The following is an 18,787-nucleotide window of genomic DNA, read 5'->3' as shown; positions in this document are numbered from 1 at the left end:
ATTTAACTCGGATCGAAACGGATTTTAACCTTAATTCCTACTTCTGATTTTGTTATGCTGTGGAAAATGGAATCCGCTAAAATTCTAACCAACTCGTGTCAATATAAATTTAAGCTTGCCTTCATTTTTTCTAATCAGGTTGTCGACATGTATCGCTAAAATAGATACTTAAATGCTGGACTTCCACTGGCTCGCATAAACTATGGGTAAAATGATTGGCATTTCCTCTATTCAGTAACTTGTTAGACGTTGTAGATTTAACTTGGTATGTAATTTATTGTCCTTAATTGTTTTTAATCAGGAGTTATTATGGCTTTTACGCCCTTCCGTTCAATCGGACGAGGTATTAAGTGGTTTTGGAGTGCGGTCGATACGAGTCGGCGTTTTGTCATTAACTTTATTTTCTTGTTACTAGTCATAATTCTATTGAACGCTTTATTTTCTTCAGACAAGTTAAAGATTGAAGATAAAACCGCGCTCATTTTGAATTTCAAAGGGCAACTAGTTGAACAGCATGCTGGCAGTGCAAGTGATGCCTTCATTGCTGAGGTGCAGGGCGAGAACAAGCGCTCCACACAATTGCGTGACATTTTGACCGTGATTGATGCAGCTAGCAAAGATCCCAAAATTAACAATGCCGTGCTAATGCTTGATGGCATGCAAGGAGCGGGATTGCCGATGCTGCGCGAAGTCGCAGCGGCCTTAGAACGATTTAAAGCTAGTGGCAAAAAAGTGATCGCATGGGGATCTAGCTTCGATCAACGTCAATACTTTTTAGCCGCGCATGCGAATGAAGTGTATATGCACCCAATGGGTAATGTGATGTTGAGTGGCTTTGGTGGATATCGCAATTACTATAAAGATGCACTAGATAAAATTGGTGTGACTGTCAATCTATTAAAAGTCGGCACCTTCAAAAGCGCTGCTGAACCCTACGTTGCTAACGGTCCTTCACCAGCCTCGTCTGAAGCGGAAGCGTTTTTATACAACGCAATGTGGAAGCTCTACACCGATGGCGTAGAAAAAGCACGCAAACTACCTGCTGGCGCGATCATGGAGAGCATCAACAACTTACCAGAAATGTTAAAAGCAGCAAATGGAAGCGTCGCGCAATTTGCGGTCAATGCAAAATTAATTGATGGTTTGAAATCGCGTGACGAACTACGCCAAATGATGTTGGGCTTGGGCGCGAAGGACGAGCGGACAAAGAGCTTCAAAGAAGTAAGCTTTGATGACTACCTACAAGCGCAAAATCATTTTTCGTTTGGGCCAGCGGTTGCAGTGATCGTTGCAGAAGGTGAAATTAGCGAAGGCAACGCGCCACCTGGTGCGATTGGCGGTATGTCCACAGCAAACTTGATTCGTAAGGCACGTGAGGACGATCAAATCAAAGCACTCGTAGTCAGAGTTGATTCTCCTGGCGGTAGTGCATTCGGTTCTGAGTTAATTCGCCAAGAATTGGAATTAACGCGCAAAGCGGGAAAACCTGTGGTCATTTCTATGGGGAATGTCGCAGCCTCTGGCGGTTATTGGATTTCCATGTCATCTGATGAAGTTATTGCCGATGCAGCGACCATCACCGGATCGATTGGCGTGTACGTGATCTTTCCAACTGTAGATAAAATCGTTGAAAAGATTGGTGTACGCACCGCCGGCACGACAACCACTTGGATGAGCGATTCCTTTAATCCTTTGCGTCCTATGAATCCGAAGTTTGGCGAAGTGATTCAGTTGGGAGTGGAAAATATTTATTCCGAGTTCACGACGAAGGCCGCAGCTGCACGCAAAACGACACCAGAAAAAATTGACGCGGTTGCACAAGGCCGCGTGTGGACTGGTGAACAGGCAAAAGAGCGTGGCTTGATTGATCGCGTTGGTAGTTATCAAGATGCCTTGAAGTCCGCTGCAACGCTAGCAAAATTAGGTAATGAATATCGCGTGACCTATATCGAACGCGAACCGTCTAAATTTGACCGATTCTTTAGTATGTTTGAAGACGGTGCGACCAAAGCAGCGGCTCGTGCAATCAATGAACAGTTCAAAGTTGCTGTTGCACCTAGTGGCATTCCGCCAGCGGCAGCAACAGAAATGATTAAAGATCTTGCTTGGTTGGCGGATTTACGCAAAGAGAATCGAAGCTATATGGTAATGGCGCACTGCATGTGTACTTTGCCCTAAATAGCCACATCTCAACTTGATGTTCAAGCAAATTACATAAGGCCAATTACATAAAGTACGGCACCTTTGAAGACGCATAAGGGAGGCAAATTGCCTCCCTTTTGTCATCTCACCTCAACATTTTTAGATCGAATACCGCCCAAGCTACACACTGTTCAATGCATGCTAAGTTGGATCAAGCAACAGCTTTGCGACTTATGAATGATGGGGATTCACATTCAATTTAGCTTAAGCAATTGCTATGACATGATCAGTTATTAAATCATGCTCTCAATCCCGCGATCGTCACAGCGAAAAAAATTAGCTAAATCGGCTAAAAATTTGAATATTCATGGATATTCGAAGATATTCAGCTTCCAATTTCCGCTTGAATACAAAAGAATACGACTTGCACGACCCTGTTGGCTCTATTGATAGTGCCTTCGATAATAAATTGAATTAAGTTGATTGAACGATTCCAGAGTAGAAATGTAAAGGACACCCGTATGAACTTTGGTGAGAAGTTGAAGCAAATAAGAACTCAGAAAAATCTGACGCAACCGCAAATGGCAGAGGCAATCGGTATCGAACAATCCTATTTATCGAAATTGGAAAACGACAAATCGGTACCTTCTGCTGAAATGTTCCAGACCATTATGAAATCGCTAGAGATCGACGCCAGTGATTTTTTAAAAGACATTGATAAAAAAATTCTACAAACTAGCCTTAAACATATTCCCGAAGTCGCACACTATTTGAACTCAACAATCGTCGTAAAAACCCATAGCGTAAAGCGTTGGCTGTTTGGGTCCGCTGCGCTGTGCACATTAGGCTTCGCCTTCCTCTTGAGCGCGAATGAAGGAATATTTTTTCCGAATAAACTCTATAAGTACGAGTCGAAAGGCGTATTTCGCGCAGACGAAGCAGAAGACGTATTTGAACAATTTGAAAAAATCATCAATTTGAAATTTGATGCAAACATAATTTCTAGAAACGAAGCCAGCAAATTATTGGCAGACTTCACAGAGAAGCGCAGACGACCACTTTTTCTTGAGAAAAGCCACAATGCTGGCACGGTATTTTATGAAAACGTCGAAGGTGGTCGTCGAAAATTTCATTTAGTCGACGTCAGTATTATTCGATCTTATCAAAATCAATTTATACAATTTTTGGGTGGCCTTTTTCTTTTTACGGGCATCCTAGGTTTCTTCATGGAATGGCGTATTCGTAAAATTCCAACACGATGAATTTTTAATTATCGCTATAATTTTATTCAAGCATTTTTTCATATATCTACTTCCTTAGCTTTGTTTCACCGATCACTCACTTCACTTTTTAGAAGGAAAACTATGTCACAACTCAGAACTTTCTTTGCAGGCGCAACCACAATGGCAGCCGCACTCGCCGCTGTATTCGCTTTAACTGGCGCACGTGAACCTGTGAAGAACGAACGCTTTGATGAAATCACCGTAGGTCGAATCAATATCGTCGAACCAGATGGAACCAAACGTATGATCATTTCGAATCGTGCACAATTTCCTGGCGATTTTCACCAAGGAAAAGAAGGTGCACGCCCAGATCGTCGCAGCTTTGCTGGCATGATCTTTGTGAATGAAGAGGGTACTGAAAATGGTGGTTTTATTCAAAAAGGAAGTATCGGGGAAAATGGCAAGATTGATGCTGGACTATCACTGACCTTCGATCGTTTCCGTCAAGATCAGGCTTTACAACTGATCAGTACGGATAGTGCCAACCATCAACAAACCGGTATTCGCATCAACGATGTACCTATGTACAAAGTTAGCTCGATAGAAGATATCAAAAAATTTGGCGCAGAAGCGGAAAAACTTCCGCAAGCCGAGCAAGCTGCATACTGGAAAAAACTATCTGACGAAGGTCGTCTGTCCGAAAATCGAATCTACTTGGGTAATACAAGAGATAAGGGGTCAGCACTGAGCCTAAAAGATGCCAAAGGTAGAACACGCATGATGTTAATCGTAAGCGCCGCAGGTCAAGCAGAAATCCAGATGCTGGATGAAACTGGCAAAGTTGTGAAGAGCATTACACCGAGCAATTAATAATTCTTGTTCGTAGTCGGATTAACAAAGAACGAAAAGAAAGGCCAGAACGCAATAACGCCGGCCTTTCTTTTAAGCTCTGACACCGATTGTGTGAATAACAAAATTAATTAGAGCTGAAGCAAATCATGCAATCTGCAAACGCATACGCTCAAACCGAATAGTCACACCATCTGGCAAAACATCAGCTACATCTTCGAGCTTTTGAAAACCCAAGACTTCATAAAATGGCACGCCGGGCAGCGTTGCCATTAATTCCAAGCTAGTAAATCCTTGTTTAAGTGCAGCTTGCTTACATGCTTCAAACACGGCTCTACCAACACCTCGTCTTGCTGCTTTTGGCGAAATAAAGAACGCGCGAATTCTGGCTGGATCATGTGCCGGATCGAGATATTCATCTGCTCCCATTGGACGCTGATCACCACCATACAAAGTGCGGCGACGACTCCAACCACCACAACCAACTAATTCACCATCTAAAATTGCGGTGAAATAACTACCATCTTTCACTAAAGCGGAATCAACACCGAATACATACTTGATCGCAGATTCGGTTTCTTGTTCCGTGTAAAAGCCTCGACTTAAGACACGCGCTGATTCCACTATCAATTGATTCAGCTGCGGAATCTCGTCCAAAGTGCTTGTTCGAACAATCAATTGCGTATTGTTTGCAGATACCATAAATTCCTCTTGCTGAAAAATACTAGTTGGATAGATTCGTGCATTTATTGGTACGTCTATTGGCACATCTATTGGTGCATATCTAAAATCATCAACGCTGTCACTCCAACGTCACAACAAAATATACACAAAAAGCCCAAAAAAACAAAACCGTCGGATAGTCTTATTTGTAGGGTATACAAATAAGACTATCCGACGGTCCAGATGTCAACTCGAAGTTAGCTTAACAAAGTCTGCTTACTTAAACACCAATTCTCCGTTCGCGACGTCAACAACAATTGTATCTTTGGGACCAAACTTACCTTGCAACATTAATTTAGATAAAGGATTTTCTATCTCTTGTTGGATTGCACGTTTCAATGGTCGGGCACCATAAACTGGATCAAATCCTGCTTCGGCAATCTTCAATAATGCAGCATCAGTAACCTGCAAACTCATATCCATCTGCGTCAAACGTTTATGTAAAGTATCTAATTGTATCTTCGCAATAGCGCCAATATTTTTTGCATCGAGCGCATGGAAAACGACGATTTCATCGATACGATTAATAAATTCTGGACGGAAATGTGACTTAACCTCACCCATTACCGCCATCTTAATGACGCTGGGTTCACTTCCCTCCATCGCTTGAATTTGATGCGATCCTAAATTAGAAGTCATGACGATCACAGTGTTTTTGAAATCTACAGTGCGCCCTTGACCATCGGTCATACGTCCATCATCAAGCACCTGCAGCAAAACATTAAACACATCGTGATGCGCTTTCTCGACTTCATCCAATAAAATCACGCTGTATGGCTTACGTCGAACCGCTTCGGTCAAATAGCCGCCCTCCTCGTATCCAACGTAACCCGGCGGCGCACCGATTAATCGCGCAACCGAGTGCTTCTCCATGAACTCACTCATATCAATACGAATCAAGGACTCTTCCGTATCGAACATAAAGTTAGCCAATGCCTTACACAATTCAGTTTTACCAACGCCAGTTGGACCTAAGAACAAGAAAGATCCATACGGACGATTCGGATCGCCCAACCCAGCGCGGGAGCGACGAATTGCATCAGAGACCGCGGTAATCGCCTCATCTTGACCCACTACCCGTTTATGCAAGGCATCTTCCATGTGCAGTAATTTTTCACGCTCACCTTGCATCATACGAGATACAGGAATACCTGTCGCACGCGACACAATCTCAGCAATCTCTTCCGCACCAACTTGAGTGCGTAACAACTTAGGTTTGCCACCCGCTTCGGCATTTTTAGCGGCTTGCAAATCGGCTGATTTTAATTGTGCCTCTAGTTCTGGTAAGCGACCATACTGGAGTTGCGACATCGTTTGCCAATCACCTTTACGCTTTGCTTCCTCCATTTGCAGGCGAATTTTTTCTATCTCTTCCTTAATGTGCGTACTACCTTGTACCGTTGCTTTTTCTGACTTCCATACTTCTTCAAGATCAGCGTACTCGCGTGATAAAGCCTTGATTTCATCCTCAATCAAAGCAAGACGTTTTTTCGATCCCTCATCTTTCTCACGCTTGACCGCTTCTTTTTCAATTTTCAATTGAATCAAACGACGATCCAATTTATCCATCACTTCGGGCTTGGAATCAATTTCAATTTTGATCTTGGCTGCAGCTTCATCAATCAAATCGATTGCCTTGTCAGGTAAGAAGCGATCGGTAATATAACGATGCGAGAGCTCTGCCGCAGCAATGATTGCTGGATCCGTAATATCAACGCCATGATGTACTTCATATTTCTCTTGTAGTCCGCGCAGAATTGCAATCGTAGCTTCTACACTAGGCTCGTCCACAATAATTTTTTGGAAGCGACGCTCAAGCGCTGCATCTTTTTCGATGTACTTACGATACTCATCAAGCGTAGTTGCGCCGACACAATGCAATTCACCGCGCGCCAACGCTGGCTTGAGCATATTGCCCGCATCCATCGCACCTTCTGCCTTACCAGCACCAACCATGATGTGCAATTCGTCAATGAATACGATGGTTTGCCCCTCATCCATTGCGATTTCTTTCAGCACCGCTTTTAGACGCTCTTCAAATTCACCGCGGAATTTCGCTCCAGCCAGCAGAGCCGCCATATCAAGCGACAACACGCGCTTTGACTTCAAACTATCTGGTACTTCACCATTAACTATCCGTTGCGCAAGGCCCTCAACAATCGCGGTTTTACCAACACCCGGCTCACCAATCAGAACCGGATTATTCTTACTACGGCGTTGCAAGACTTGGATTGCTCGACGAATTTCATCGTCGCGACCAATCACTGGATCAAGCTTGCCGAGACGTGCGCGCTCGGTAAGATCGAGCGTGTATTTCTTTAAAGCCTCTCGTTGCCCTTCCGCTTCTGGCGAATCAACATTCGCACCACCGCGCACACCTTTGATCGCAGCTTCTAAAGCACTGCGAGTTAAGCCATTTTCTCGTGCTAACTTACCGGCTTCTGACTTGTCATCGACCAAAGCGAGCAAGACCATCTCACTCGCCAAAAATTGGTCGCCGCGCTTTTGAGATTCTTTATCAGCTAAATTCAATAAGCCTGCTAATTCACGTCCAATTTGAACTTGTCCATCGGTTCCCGTAACTTTTGGCAAACGATCAACCGCACTTTTTAAACCTGCCAATAAGCTATTGATATTCACACCAGCACGCTGCAACAAAGAGCGCGCACCGCCATCATCCTGATTGATCAATGCAAGTAAAACGTGCACCGGCTCTATATATTGGTTATCATTACCAACCGCTTGGCTCTGAGCATCTGCCAGCGCCTCCTGTAATTTTGTCGTCAATTTATCTAAACGCATAATGCCTCCTAAAAGGATTCAATGATTAATTGACTTATAGATTAGGCGGGAAAAGCTGATTTCAAGAACAAATCCTGCAAAAATTTATTAGCGTTTTGCGTTACATCAACAAGCTATGCATTTAGAACAACTTAATTTAACCTACCTGATAAACGAAGATCGTATCTTGCTCAGAATTGGTTTTTCTACAAAAAACAAAGAATCCGAGTTAGATGAAAAACAAGAAGTTCAATTATTCATCACACGTCGCATGCTTCAAAGACTGTGGCCCGTCTTGATGGAGTCAATTAGTTCGCATATGCGCTTAAATCGGCCTGAAACAGCATTCGCAAGTGAAGAGTTAATTCAGATCGAACACGAAGAAGCAGTTGATCAAATTAAAGAAGAAGGTAATTTTGGACAAAGTTACCAAAGCCAAGAGCGCAAAGCAATTCACGGTGAAGTTCCCTTATTGCTTGAATCGATTAATTTCCATTTGAAAGCTAATTCGCCTCTGGTCATACAATTTATTGCGCAACAAGGACAATCGATAGACCTACGATTGGAAAACAATCTGCTTCACGGTTTTTGTAAATTATTAATCGATGCGGAACGCGCAGCCGGCTGGGATTTAGCACTAAGCCTGCCTAAAGCTGAAGAGATGAGTATTCCTGCGCATCTTTTAAATTGATAAAAAAAGCCAGAATACTTGAGCATATTCTGGCTTTGTTCACTTACTTTATTAGCTTACTTTCCTACCTTATTTTTTAGCCCAATTAGCACCCTTAGTAGGGCACAAAAAAACTTTTTAAGACGCTGCTAGCTGATCAAAATTCGCAACAGGAACCTGCCCACTTGCTTCGGCCTTGCCTGATAACCAAGCCCCAACTGCTTGAATCGCAGGTTCTGCAAAGCCGTAAGAAATCAACGCTGGTGCATCGATATCGAGCGTTTGAAATGGATTCCATAAGACCAAGTGCAAATCGGGCTTCCACGTTTTGCGGGCATGTTCGTTATAACGAATTCTGACTGTTGACGCCAAAATAAGCGTTCTTCCATCGGCAGGAATGCTCGACCAATCAAAGCTAGAAGCATCATCGAAAGTGCTGGTCTGCACATCATAAATTTGCGACAACATCGAGGCGACTTTATGCGCGGGGATACCCGCCTCTGACACGCCATCGCTGACCACGTCTGCACTAATAACCAAGCGCACTTGACTGCCAGGTTTTGGCGGTACAGCTTGACGATATGTCGTTAATCCACATTGCCAAGCTTGCGCCATCAAAACACGATCGGCATCTTCCGTTCGTTGGTCGTAGAGCCCTGTCAAACTAGGATATTGTTGTGCAAGTTGGCGGATACGTTCCAACTTCTTCTGCACAGCGCTATAGGGTATTTCACCGCTTTCAATCGCCAGCGCCAAGGCATTTAAGGTTTCTATTTGCGTCTCGGCATTACCAAGCGCCATCACCATATCTGCACCTGCTGCCAATGCTTTCACCGCAGCCGCGCCAACACCATAGCGTCCAGCAATCGCGTGCATGTCCATGCCGTCGGTAATAACGACTCCATGATAATTCCATTCATCACGTAAGATACCAGTCAAAATCTTGCTTGACATCGTTGCTGGATTCTCAGGATCAATTTGTGGATAAACAATATGCGCCGTCATCATTGCAGGTGCATTTTTGGCGGCAGCTTTAAATGGTGCTAATTCCAAGGCATCAAGCTCGGCACGCGACTTATTGACTTCAGGTAAATCTCGATGCGAATCGACATGCGTATCGCCGTGACCTGGAAAATGTTTGATACAACATGCGACGCCTTCGCTTAAACTGCCTTCCATCCACGCACTCGCCAATTGATGTGCTCGCACTGGATCAGCCCCAAACGAACGCTCAGAAATCACGGGATTATTGACGTTGTTATTTAAATCCAAAACAGGTGCAAAGTTCCAATTAAATCCTAATGCTTTCACACTACGCGCGACCGCCGCGCCAACTTGGCGGCAAAGTTCGGGGTCATTGCTAGCACCAAGAGACATTGCTGCTGGTGGTTGAGGTACCCAAGTGGCACGAACCACCGCACCGCCCTCTTGATCAATACCGATCAAGGCTTCTGTTCCCATTACTGCACGTAAGTCGCTGGTCAATTTGGTCAATTGATCTTGGTTCACCATATTTTGGCGAAACAGACAAATCGCGCGTATATGATTTTCACGAATAAAGTTCGCGGTTGTTTCGCTTAGTACCGTCTCCGGCATGCGAATCATGATCGACTGTCCTGCGATACGACGTGCTTCTTCTTTACTAATATGAGTCATTGCATTTCCAAAAAGAGGCTAATGAAAATAGGCTAAAAGAAAAACGGACTTCATGCTAAATGATCGCCCGCTTGTTCCAATCAATTCGTCTTGGTGACTTTACTTAAATGACGTGGCTTATCTGGATCTAAACCTCGTGCCACTGACAGATGTGCAGCCATCACGTAAAAAGATTGTATCGCCGCGATAGGATCAAGATCAGGTGTTGCTGTGGTTGCTAATGTCAAGTTGCGTTCTTTGACATCTGCTGGAGCCGCCAACAAAACGTTCGCACCACGTCCACGCATTTCTTCTGCCAAGGCAATCAAGCCAGCTTGTGCCGGACCACGCGTTGCGAAAATCAATAATGGATAACCATCATCGATCAATGCCATCGGTCCGTGTTTAATCTCTGCACCACTAAATGCTTCTGCCTGGATGACTGAAGTCTCTTTGAACTTCAAAGCAGATTCCAAAGCAACAGAAAAGCTAATGCCGCGACCAACTACCATAATACGTTGCGCAGGTGCTAACACATCTAATGCATTCGACCAATCTAATTGGGTAGCGGCGTGCAAAACTTGTGGCAGCTCTTCAATTCCCGCTAAGAACGCTGGATCATTTTGCCAATGACCTGCCAAACGTGCGCCTGCGACTAAAGAGGTAATAAAACTCTTGGTAGCGGCGACACTTAATTCTGGTCCTGCATGTAAGGGCATAGTCCATTGCGCACTTTGTGCCAATGGCGAACTAGCATCATTGACTAAAGCAACTGTGGTCGCACCATGTTCACTAAAATAACGGATGGGCTCAACCACGTCAGGGCTTTGTCCCGACTGCGAAATCGCAATTGCCAGCGCATTTTTCACCAGCAATGGCGCCTTATTCAAGGTCACTAAAGACATCGGCAAAGAAGCGACAATGTGACCCAAACGCGCCATCATTAAATACGCAGCGTAATTTGCTGCATGATCTGAACTACCACGCGCAATCGTCACCACAGAAGAAGGTGGCGTCGCGCGTAATTGCTTCCCTAATTCTATAAATCGTTCACGATCATGGCCTAACTGTGCAGCAACAAATTCCCCAGACGAACACGCTTCTTTAAGCATCTTTGAGCTCAATTTTTTCTCCCTCGATATAAACAGCAACTAGATTCAAATCCCGATCAAGAACTACTAAATCTGCATACGCATTTACTTGCAGACGGCCGCGATCAGATAATCCTAAAAAATCTGCTGCGTAGGTAGAAACGCGTTTAGATGCATCGTCCAGCTCTAAACCAATCTTGACTAAATTTCTGAGCGCTTGATCCATCGTCAACGTGCTACCAGCCAGAGTGCCGTCGGCTAAACGCACGCCGCCCAAACACTTATGCACTACTTGACGACCAAGCATGTACTCGCCGTCTGGCATCCCAGAGGCAGAAGTGGAATCTGTTACACAATATACTTTTGGGATCGCACGCATCGCCGCTTTAATAGCACCGGGATGAACGTGCAATAAATCTGGAATAATTTCAGCAAAATTCGCGTGCGCCAAAGCTGCACCAACCATACCTGGTGCGCGATGATCAAGACGCGACATCGCATTGTACAAATGGGTGAAACTGCTAGCACCATTCTCTAGCGCCGCCACACCATCTTCGTAAGTACCTAAAGTATGGCCTAATTGCACGCGCATACCAAGCGCAGTCAATTGGCTGACCATCGCCAAATTACCTTCCACTTCGGGTGCTAAGGTAATCAATTTAATTGGCGCAATCGCGTCTAAATATTTTACTTGTTCGAGCGATCCCGCATGCGCAAAATCAGGCTGTGCACCCAACTTGCCTGGATTAATGTAAGGCCCTTCCAAATGCACGCCTAACACGCGCGCAGAACCCGCGGTACGCTGTTGGCAAACGCCTGCCAAAGCTTGCAATGCGGCCTCTAAATCAGACATGGGCGCAGTCATCGTGGTTGCCAACATACTGGTCGTACCATGCTGCGCATGCATGCGTGAAATTACCTGAACTGCGTCGCCCGCTTCCATCGTGTCTTTGCCACCAGCACCATGCACGTGCAAATCGATAAAGCCAGGCAAAATATAAGCAGCATTATTCGAGCGTGGATCAACCTCACTACCTTGTATCTCTTCAATCTTGTCGGCAAAAGAAATTGTTCCAGCGATCCATCCATCCGCCGTCAACACATTGCCTTCTATGGTTTGCATTTTAGTTTGCATCAGAGATTGTTGAGCTTGCTGATCTTGCTGCACTGAAATCATCTAAACAACTCCACTACAAAGTCATAGTAATCACTGCGGCAATACGAATGCGTTAACTCGACCGCTGCACCATTTGCTAGATAACCGACACGCGTAATCAACAGCATCGCCGTACCCTGCTTTAAGCCGATCAGCTTGGCCTGCTCTGCAGTCGCACTGACCGCACGAATGTGCTGCAACGCACGCGTTGGCGATGCATTATTTTGATCAAGGTAGCCATATAAACTATCTGTTACCAATTTTGGATTAGGCAAATAAAGATTAGGAATAGTCGTACTCTCAATTGCCATGACCACATTGTCTGCGGTACGCAAACGCTTCAAGCGTGAAACTACGGAATGCGGGGATAATCCTAGCGACAATATTTCTTCTGGTGACGCCACACCAGTTTCACGTGACAACCACTGCGAGCCAGGCATGAAACCACGTTGACGCAATTCTTCACTGAAGTTCGTCAAACGCGACAAAGGTTGCTCTAATTTTGGTGTGATATACGTACCGGAACCATGCTTACGCGTTAATAAGCCACGCTCACACAACATCTCAATTGCCTTACGCGCAGTCACACGCGAAATATCTAAGGTTTCAGCCAATACCCGTTCAGAAGGCAAAGCCTCATCTGGCTGCCAATAACCATTATGAATTCCATTCGCCAACTTATTTGCCAACTGCAAATACAGCGGCGTAGAACTATCACCATCAGGTTTAAAATCGAGCAGTTGTGCCAGCATATTTTTTATCCCTCTAAGTCTCTGGAGTTTCTGAAGTCTTTAAATTGAACTACGACTTCATCAAATGTTTTCTGACCAAAATAAGCGCACCGGAAGAAGAATCACCGATTGGTTTACTTACGCGCTGCAATAATTTTTCCGGCAAATAGTTCCAAACCGCATCTGCCAAACCGCCACATAAAGCGATCGGCATTTCACAATTTGGATCTAAGGCATTCGCCATTTTTTCTACTTCTATCCCTGCCTCTACTAAGATGCTTTTCGCTTTTTGATTACGTGCTGCATATTGGATGACCACAGGCGCTAACTGCGCAAATTTGGTTTGCGTCGCACCGCCTAACCAAGCAAAAACCGCATCTTTATTACCGCCACAAAAATCAATAATAGCCGTTGCAAACTCATCTCCTGCGGCACGTCCGTCCAGCACATGCTGTACATGATTAATTGCCCGCAAGCCCATCCAGGCACCACTTGCCTCATCGCTTGAAGGGAATCCCCAACCGCCAACTTCACGCCGACTACCATCAGCCAACATGACCTCACCAACACTACCAGTTCCAAGAGCGATAATCGCGCCTGGTTTACCCTGATGCGCTCCAAGCAAAGTTGTGCCCGCATCGGTTTCTGCAAATAGCATGCCGAATCCCGGATTTGCAGCGACAAACTCCGCTGCCCAAAGCTTATTATTCACACCAGCCAAACCACAACCAATCGCAATCTGCTGAAATGCAGGAGCAACAATACCACTTGTTGCAAATGCCTGCTCAATTGCTGATAAAATAGCTTTCCACGCAGCGCTAGCTCCATGCATCAATCCAGACGGACCGGCGGTACCACGAGCAAGTTCAATACCATTTCTGTCCGTCAACACGATGCGCGTACCAGTGCCACCGCCATCAACACCGATCAGATATTGAATTTGCGTCGATTGAATTTGCTGATTTTGCTGCATTTGGCTCACGGGCATTTCCAAAGAAAAAACGTTAACTATCAAGTCGCGATAGACAGAATTTGAGATATAGGAACACTTTAGGTGTTTCCAAAGTGGCTGTCAATAGGTATTTAAGTGGTATTTAAACTTTTCTTCATTCTTTCGTTTAAGCACAACAATATTGCGTCAATTTGCTAGTGAAGTAGAACCCAGCTTTATGCTCAACAAAAAGCACAAAAATACATAGCCATCGAACAAAACAAAGAGCGAAAAAAAAGTGACGAAGCTAATGGCCTCGTCACTCCTTTCTTTGACACTGACAAAAACCGGTCGTCATCATTACCTACGACGACCGTCGCTTGATTACATCTCAATTACATCTTCGCGCGCAGAGTCAAATAGTATTGACGACCACTTTGATAAATTGAACGTGGTTGGTTCTCATTCAAAGCGAAATACTTCAAAGTTGGCTTATTCAAGTTATGTGCATCAAATGAAATCGCAAAATTTTCATTGATCTTGTAACCTAAAGAAGCAGACAAAGATCCAGTTGCCGCTTGTGAGAATGCTGTCTCACGGTCCAAACCACTGTAAAACGCGGAACGATAGCTATAGGACAGACGCGCATTGAACGTGTCGTCTTCATAGTAACCACTCAAGTTATACGTGTTCTTAGAAGCACCAACAACTTCTTGATCTTTGGCGTCTTTTGCATCAGCGTAAGTGTAGTTCGTAGCAAAACCGAAGTTAGCACCAATTGGCTGTTCGTATGCCAACTCAAAACCTTTCACTTTCGCACTTGTGTTCACTGGTACGCTCAACACGTATGGAACCATCGCACCTTGAGGAATTGCAGCGCTAGTCGTGAAGTAACTACGCGAAACTTGGCCAATACCAACATAGCTAGTCAAATCCATGTAGTACACGCTACCAGACAACAAAGCACGTGGCGCAAAATACCATTCCAAGGAAACATCCAAATTATTGGAACGAATTGGTTTCAAGTTTGGATTTGCACCACTACCGCTACCTACACCAGTTGCCGTTGCTGGTGGGCTCAAGCTAATTGCACTAGCCAATGCACCAAAGTCTGGACGCGTCATGGTTTTAGAAACCGCGAAACGAGCAACCAAATCTTTCTGCACATCAAAACGCAAATTCAAACTTGGCAAAATATCGTTAAAGGTATTTTCAGTTGTCGCGAAATGGAAGGTACCAAAATCAGATGTCTTCTGACCTGCACCTGGGCCTGTCAAAGTGGACACAACGTTTTCCTTCGTTTGTACATAACGCAGACCAACATTACCGCTCCAACCTTCGCCTTCCATGTTTCCTTGTACATAGAACGCATTGACGTTTTCTTTCAAAGCAAACTGCGTACCGTAGTCAAGACGTGTTCCGTTATTGTCGCGATTGGAATATTTGTTAAATTCAGCCAATTGCGCTGGCGTGTAATACCAAATATTCGATGGGAAATTACCACCTAAGCCAGAACCATAATTAGATGGATATTGGCTGACTGTGGATGGGAACTTAGCTGGATCATTTTGCGCGATCGTGCCAACTGGACACCATGTAGATTGTGACCAATCCCAAGGTGCTTGCGTACCAGCAGCATTTTTACAGCCAGGACCTTGACCAAGCGCTGCATCGCTACTACGTTTGTGTTCGGTAGCACGTACACCAAATTTCAATGTACTGAATACACCTTGATTTAATTGATACTCACCATCTAACTTCGCCCAAGATTCTTTGTCATCGACTATCGTATTTTGATAACCAAATACCCAACCCAAGGTATCATTTGCACGGCTTCCGTAATTGGTATTTCCTAATTTCCAATCTGCCGCATTATCGACACCATTGATACGATAAGATGCACCTGAACCAACGCCAACATTCCATTCAGCCACGTCTTGCGTTGGTGTTTTACCTGTCGCTTTTGACGTACCCAATTGCGCATTAAATTTCAAGTCGGCATTGGCTTTCCAAGTTGCATCAGCGCTAAAGAAATTGACCTCTGAGCCTGCATCTGGACGGGAGATTTGATCATACACGCCGTATGTATTGCCTGCGATTGGTTTGAAGGTCGCACTAGTTAAAGTCTTCACGCCACCATCATTCGCCACGGTGTAACCTGGCTCAGGTGCTTGTCCATTACCACTATCGATAATGCGTGAACCCCAGAACATATAGTTACGGTTGTAGTTCGCTGCATCCAACTTCGAGCTAAAGCCATTTAAAACAATGTCAAATTCTTTGCTTGGCTTGAATTGTGCACTGACCAAACCACCAGTACGATGACGCGTTTGCTCAAACAATGCTGAACCCATCAAGCTTGGATAGTAAGCACCAGCCAAATCTGGATTCGATTTAGCCATTGGACTATTTGCAGCAATTTGAGACCAACCAAGAATTTCTTGACCGTCACGACGCAAACTACGCTTCTCTGAGAATGCCTGCACCATCAATCCAAAAGTATTTACGTCATTTTTCCAGTTAATCAAACCACTCAATTGTGGATCTGATTTTTTTGGTAAATCAGCATAAACAACACCCAATGACGCTTCGGCTGTTAATTGCTTTTTAAATTCTAATGGTTTACGCGTGATCACATTGATCGAGCCTGCAACACCACCTTCTACCAAGCTAGCTTGTGAAGATTTATTGACTTCGATACGGCCAACTAATTCAGAAGGCAACAAGGTATAGCTGATAGAACGACCAACACCAGCACCAGATTGGTTCAAAACAAACCAATCGCCAGCAGCCATGTTGTGACCATTAATCAAAGTTTGCGTCAAACTTGGATTCGTACCACGCATACTGACGCGATCATTCTCATCGAAACCACCTTCGTTACCAGAGGCTGAGCTAGTCGTCACACCAGAAACACGTTGCAAAGAATCCGCGACGTTTTTGTCGGGCATCTTTCCGATGTCTTCTGCAGTAATCACTTCGATATGTGATTCAGCATTACGTTTTTGATTCAAGGACTGCTGCATTGATGCACGAACACCAGTAACCGTCACTTGCTGTGTCTCGTCCTTTTTCGTGTCTGCTTGCTGCGCTTGTACCGACATCGATGTTGCCATCGCCGCCGTCACGATCAAAACAGATACCGCAGAAGCGATAGGTGTCAGATTTAGTTTCAAATTACTTTTCATGTATTCCCCCAAGGATTTCATCAAACTTCCAAAATGCAGATGATTCGCTAAGTCATCTAACTACCAGCAAATCATTGCACCAATTTCAAAATCATCTACTTACTCCGGAAACCAAACACGACATCATCAATCCATACGAGTGATATCGACGCTCTCATTTCCCAAACAAGCACATCAATACAAATTGTCGTGCCGCTCCAGCATCTGATTACTTCAAACTAAATACTCCCCCCACAGGAATAATTTACAGATCTCGAAGAGCTTTCACTTTAATTTTATTAATACCAATTGTCAAACGGTATTCATGTGGTATTACATTTATTTGATTGGTATTGTGAAAATAACCGGTAATGGTATTAGCGACTATAGAAAGCCATTAAGAGTAACTACTTGTTTACAATCAGATTTATTTTGAAAATCAACCCAACTCAACTAAATGGTATGTTGACCCAATCCAACACTACGTCATTTACCAAGAGGCAGACCAATTTCATTAAACATAAAGCCACTTATCTAACAAGTCTACACATCAAAAAAATCAAAAAAATAATATTTATGAGCACCGTGTTACCACCTGAATGCTTTAGAAATAACCGCAAATCAAATGAGAAACAACTAGAGAAATACATGTTTGCATCAATCCCAAAAAAGGGAATAAAAAAAGAATGTATTGAGGCAGACTATCTGAAGATTTTTATTGGCATCACACCAGATTCATATGTAGACAATTTAAAATAGTAAGCGCGTGAGATTATGACCGTTCCGCCGAAAAATTAACTTAAGCAAAAATCTTAGAATGACGAACCATGAGTCAACACTTTTCGATTAACGAAAATCCAGTTATTCAATCCGTCCAGATTGGAGACCATCAAGCCTTAATCATTGATGATTTTCTGGAAAACCCAAGCCATTTACTTGAAATTGCAGTCTACAGCGAATTCAGTCGCTATCCTGGTTATGCGGACCGTAAAGGTTATCCAGGTATTAGAGCGCAAGCACCATCCGATTACTCATTGAATCTGACCGATTTTCTTGAACCGATCATCAAGACCAATTTTCATATACCTGAGCAACTGGCATTAAGAAAAAGTATTTGCGCCTTTTCGCTAACCACCATGCCAGCTTCTGAGCTCGGACCTTTACAAAGGACGCCGCATTTCGATGCCAGCACACCTTACCATATGGCAGTTCTACTTTATCTTTGCGACGAACGACATGGAGGCACAGGCTTCTATCGACACAATGCAACAGGACTACAACAAATTACCGAAAGCACGCGTGAGCATTATTTAGATGTTTACTACCAAGAAATCAATGCAAAGCGTCCAACGCAGCGCTATTTCGACGACTCTACTGAGCAATTTCAATTTCTCGGCATGATCCCTGCGAAATTTAATCGACTGGTGATGTATCACGGTAGCTTGCTACATACCGCCTGCATCAATCCCGCAATCAGCATCACGGATGACCCACGCAAAGGTCGACTTACCGTCAATACTTTTTACGATTTTTGAACCAACAAAAAAAACAGCCCGATGAAAAGTAAACTGAACCCCAAAAGTTGGACACCAACTTTTGGGGTTTTTTAATGGCTAAACATACAGAAGAGTTTAAATACCGTGTAGTGCAAGAGTATTTAAGTGGCGCACTGGGGTATCTTGCATTAA

The 18,787-nt window shown here is 44.1% G+C and carries 13 protein-coding genes; 5 read left to right on the top strand and 8 right to left on the bottom strand.

Features of this window, described 5'->3' with window-relative positions:
• The first annotated feature begins 309 nt into the window (after positions 1-309).
• The 3 genes from sppA to KDM92_RS09370 all read left to right on the top strand — a co-directional run bounded on the left by sppA (position 310) and on the right by KDM92_RS09370 (position 4,235).
• Entirely contained in the window at positions 310-2,178 is a 1,869-nt protein-coding gene (gene sppA / locus KDM92_RS09380) for a signal peptide peptidase SppA (protein ID WP_212684104.1), read from the top strand.
• 485 nt (positions 2,179-2,663) lie between these two features.
• The gene (locus tag KDM92_RS09375; RefSeq protein WP_212684103.1) at positions 2,664-3,404 is read left to right on the top strand and encodes a helix-turn-helix domain-containing protein; all 741 of its coding nucleotides are present in this window, start codon (positions 2,664-2,666) and stop codon (positions 3,402-3,404) included.
• Positions 3,405-3,506: 102 nt separating this feature from the next.
• Positions 3,507-4,235 carry a hypothetical protein gene (locus tag KDM92_RS09370; protein WP_212684102.1) on the top strand — a complete coding sequence of 243 codons (729 nt, stop codon included), beginning with the start codon at positions 3,507-3,509 and terminating at the stop codon, positions 4,233-4,235.
• Positions 4,236-4,361: 126 nt separating this feature from the next.
• Here KDM92_RS09370 and KDM92_RS09365 read toward each other — a convergent pair whose 3' ends face one another.
• Both KDM92_RS09365 and clpB read right to left on the bottom strand, forming a co-directional pair.
• Positions 4,362-4,916, bottom strand: coding sequence for a GNAT family N-acetyltransferase (locus KDM92_RS09365; protein ID WP_212684101.1), 555 nt, complete (start codon positions 4,914-4,916; stop codon positions 4,362-4,364).
• A gap of 237 nt (positions 4,917-5,153) precedes the next feature.
• Positions 5,154-7,739 carry an ATP-dependent chaperone ClpB gene (gene clpB, locus KDM92_RS09360; protein WP_212684100.1) on the bottom strand — a complete coding sequence of 862 codons (2,586 nt, stop codon included), beginning with the start codon at positions 7,737-7,739 and terminating at the stop codon, positions 5,154-5,156.
• Positions 7,740-7,854: 115 nt separating this feature from the next.
• On the opposite strand from clpB, the gene KDM92_RS09355 reads away from it, so the two are divergent.
• The gene (locus KDM92_RS09355; protein WP_212684099.1) at positions 7,855-8,409 is read left to right on the top strand and encodes a hypothetical protein; all 555 of its coding nucleotides are present in this window, start codon (positions 7,855-7,857) and stop codon (positions 8,407-8,409) included.
• Between the two features lie 117 nt (positions 8,410-8,526).
• Here the strand turns inward: KDM92_RS09355 and nagZ are convergent, their stop codons facing one another.
• The 6 genes from nagZ to KDM92_RS09325 form a co-directional block, all read right to left on the bottom strand.
• Positions 8,527-10,044, bottom strand: coding sequence for a beta-N-acetylhexosaminidase (gene nagZ, locus KDM92_RS09350; protein ID WP_212684098.1), 1,518 nt, complete (start codon positions 10,042-10,044; stop codon positions 8,527-8,529).
• Between the two features lie 80 nt (positions 10,045-10,124).
• Positions 10,125-11,135 carry an SIS domain-containing protein gene (locus tag KDM92_RS09345; protein ID WP_212684335.1) on the bottom strand — a complete coding sequence of 337 codons (1,011 nt, stop codon included), beginning with the start codon at positions 11,133-11,135 and terminating at the stop codon, positions 10,125-10,127.
• A complete protein-coding gene (gene nagA / locus KDM92_RS09340; protein WP_438947463.1) occupies positions 11,128-12,237 on the bottom strand; it encodes an N-acetylglucosamine-6-phosphate deacetylase in 1,110 nt (369 codons plus the stop codon). The genes KDM92_RS09345 and nagA overlap by 8 nt, the downstream gene beginning before the upstream one ends.
• 50 nt (positions 12,238-12,287) lie before the next feature.
• The gene (locus tag KDM92_RS09335) at positions 12,288-13,022 is read right to left on the bottom strand and encodes a GntR family transcriptional regulator (RefSeq protein ID WP_189346951.1); all 735 of its coding nucleotides are present in this window, start codon (positions 13,020-13,022) and stop codon (positions 12,288-12,290) included.
• 49 nt (positions 13,023-13,071) lie between these two features.
• Positions 13,072-13,974: a glucosamine kinase nucleotide-binding domain-containing protein gene (locus tag KDM92_RS09330; protein ID WP_212684333.1), complete on the bottom strand. Its 903-nt coding sequence runs from the start codon at positions 13,972-13,974 to the stop codon at positions 13,072-13,074.
• 353 nt (positions 13,975-14,327) lie between these two features.
• Positions 14,328-17,120: a TonB-dependent receptor gene (locus KDM92_RS09325; RefSeq protein ID WP_230408266.1), complete on the bottom strand. Its 2,793-nt coding sequence runs from the start codon at positions 17,118-17,120 to the stop codon at positions 14,328-14,330.
• An 806-nt stretch (positions 17,121-17,926) separates the two neighbouring features.
• Between KDM92_RS09325 and KDM92_RS09320 the strand changes: the two genes are divergently transcribed.
• A complete protein-coding gene (locus tag KDM92_RS09320; protein WP_212684097.1) occupies positions 17,927-18,634 on the top strand; it encodes a DUF6445 family protein in 708 nt (235 codons plus the stop codon).
• The last annotated feature ends 153 nt before the right edge of the window (positions 18,635-18,787 follow it).

Source organism: Affinundibacterium baiyunense, assembly GCF_018139645.1.
GTDB lineage: Bacteria > Pseudomonadota > Gammaproteobacteria > Burkholderiales > Burkholderiaceae_D > Undibacterium > Undibacterium baiyunense.
Note: the sequence above shows the minus strand (reverse complement) of the source record. Positions and strands in the feature narration are given on the sequence as shown.

Bases quoted from the DNA above. Each gene is read 5' to 3' on its own strand.
- KDM92_RS09335 (WP_189346951.1), bottom strand. From the start codon at position 13,022: ATGCTGGCACAACTGCTCGATTTTAAACCTGATGGTGATAGTTCTACG.
- clpB (WP_212684100.1), bottom strand. From the start codon at position 7,739: ATGCGTTTAGATAAATTGACGACAAAATTACAGGAGGCGCTGGCAGAT.
- KDM92_RS09375 (WP_212684103.1), top strand. From the start codon at position 2,664: ATGAACTTTGGTGAGAAGTTGAAGCAAATAAGAACTCAGAAAAATCTG.
- KDM92_RS09320 (WP_212684097.1), top strand. From the start codon at position 17,927: ATGAGTCAACACTTTTCGATTAACGAAAATCCAGTTATTCAATCCGTC.
- KDM92_RS09325 (WP_230408266.1), bottom strand. From the start codon at position 17,120: ATGAAAAGTAATTTGAAACTAAATCTGACACCTATCGCTTCTGCGGTA.
- KDM92_RS09330 (WP_212684333.1), bottom strand. From the start codon at position 13,974: ATGCAGCAAAATCAGCAAATTCAATCGACGCAAATTCAATATCTGATC.
- KDM92_RS09345 (WP_212684335.1), bottom strand. From the start codon at position 11,135: ATGCTTAAAGAAGCGTGTTCGTCTGGGGAATTTGTTGCTGCACAGTTA.
- KDM92_RS09370 (WP_212684102.1), top strand. From the start codon at position 3,507: ATGTCACAACTCAGAACTTTCTTTGCAGGCGCAACCACAATGGCAGCC.
- KDM92_RS09355 (WP_212684099.1), top strand. From the start codon at position 7,855: ATGCATTTAGAACAACTTAATTTAACCTACCTGATAAACGAAGATCGT.
- nagA (WP_438947463.1), bottom strand. From the start codon at position 12,237: ATGCAAACCATAGAAGGCAATGTGTTGACGGCGGATGGATGGATCGCT.
- sppA (WP_212684104.1), top strand. From the start codon at position 310: ATGGCTTTTACGCCCTTCCGTTCAATCGGACGAGGTATTAAGTGGTTT.
- KDM92_RS09365 (WP_212684101.1), bottom strand. From the start codon at position 4,916: ATGGTATCTGCAAACAATACGCAATTGATTGTTCGAACAAGCACTTTG.
- nagZ (WP_212684098.1), bottom strand. From the start codon at position 10,044: ATGACTCATATTAGTAAAGAAGAAGCACGTCGTATCGCAGGACAGTCG.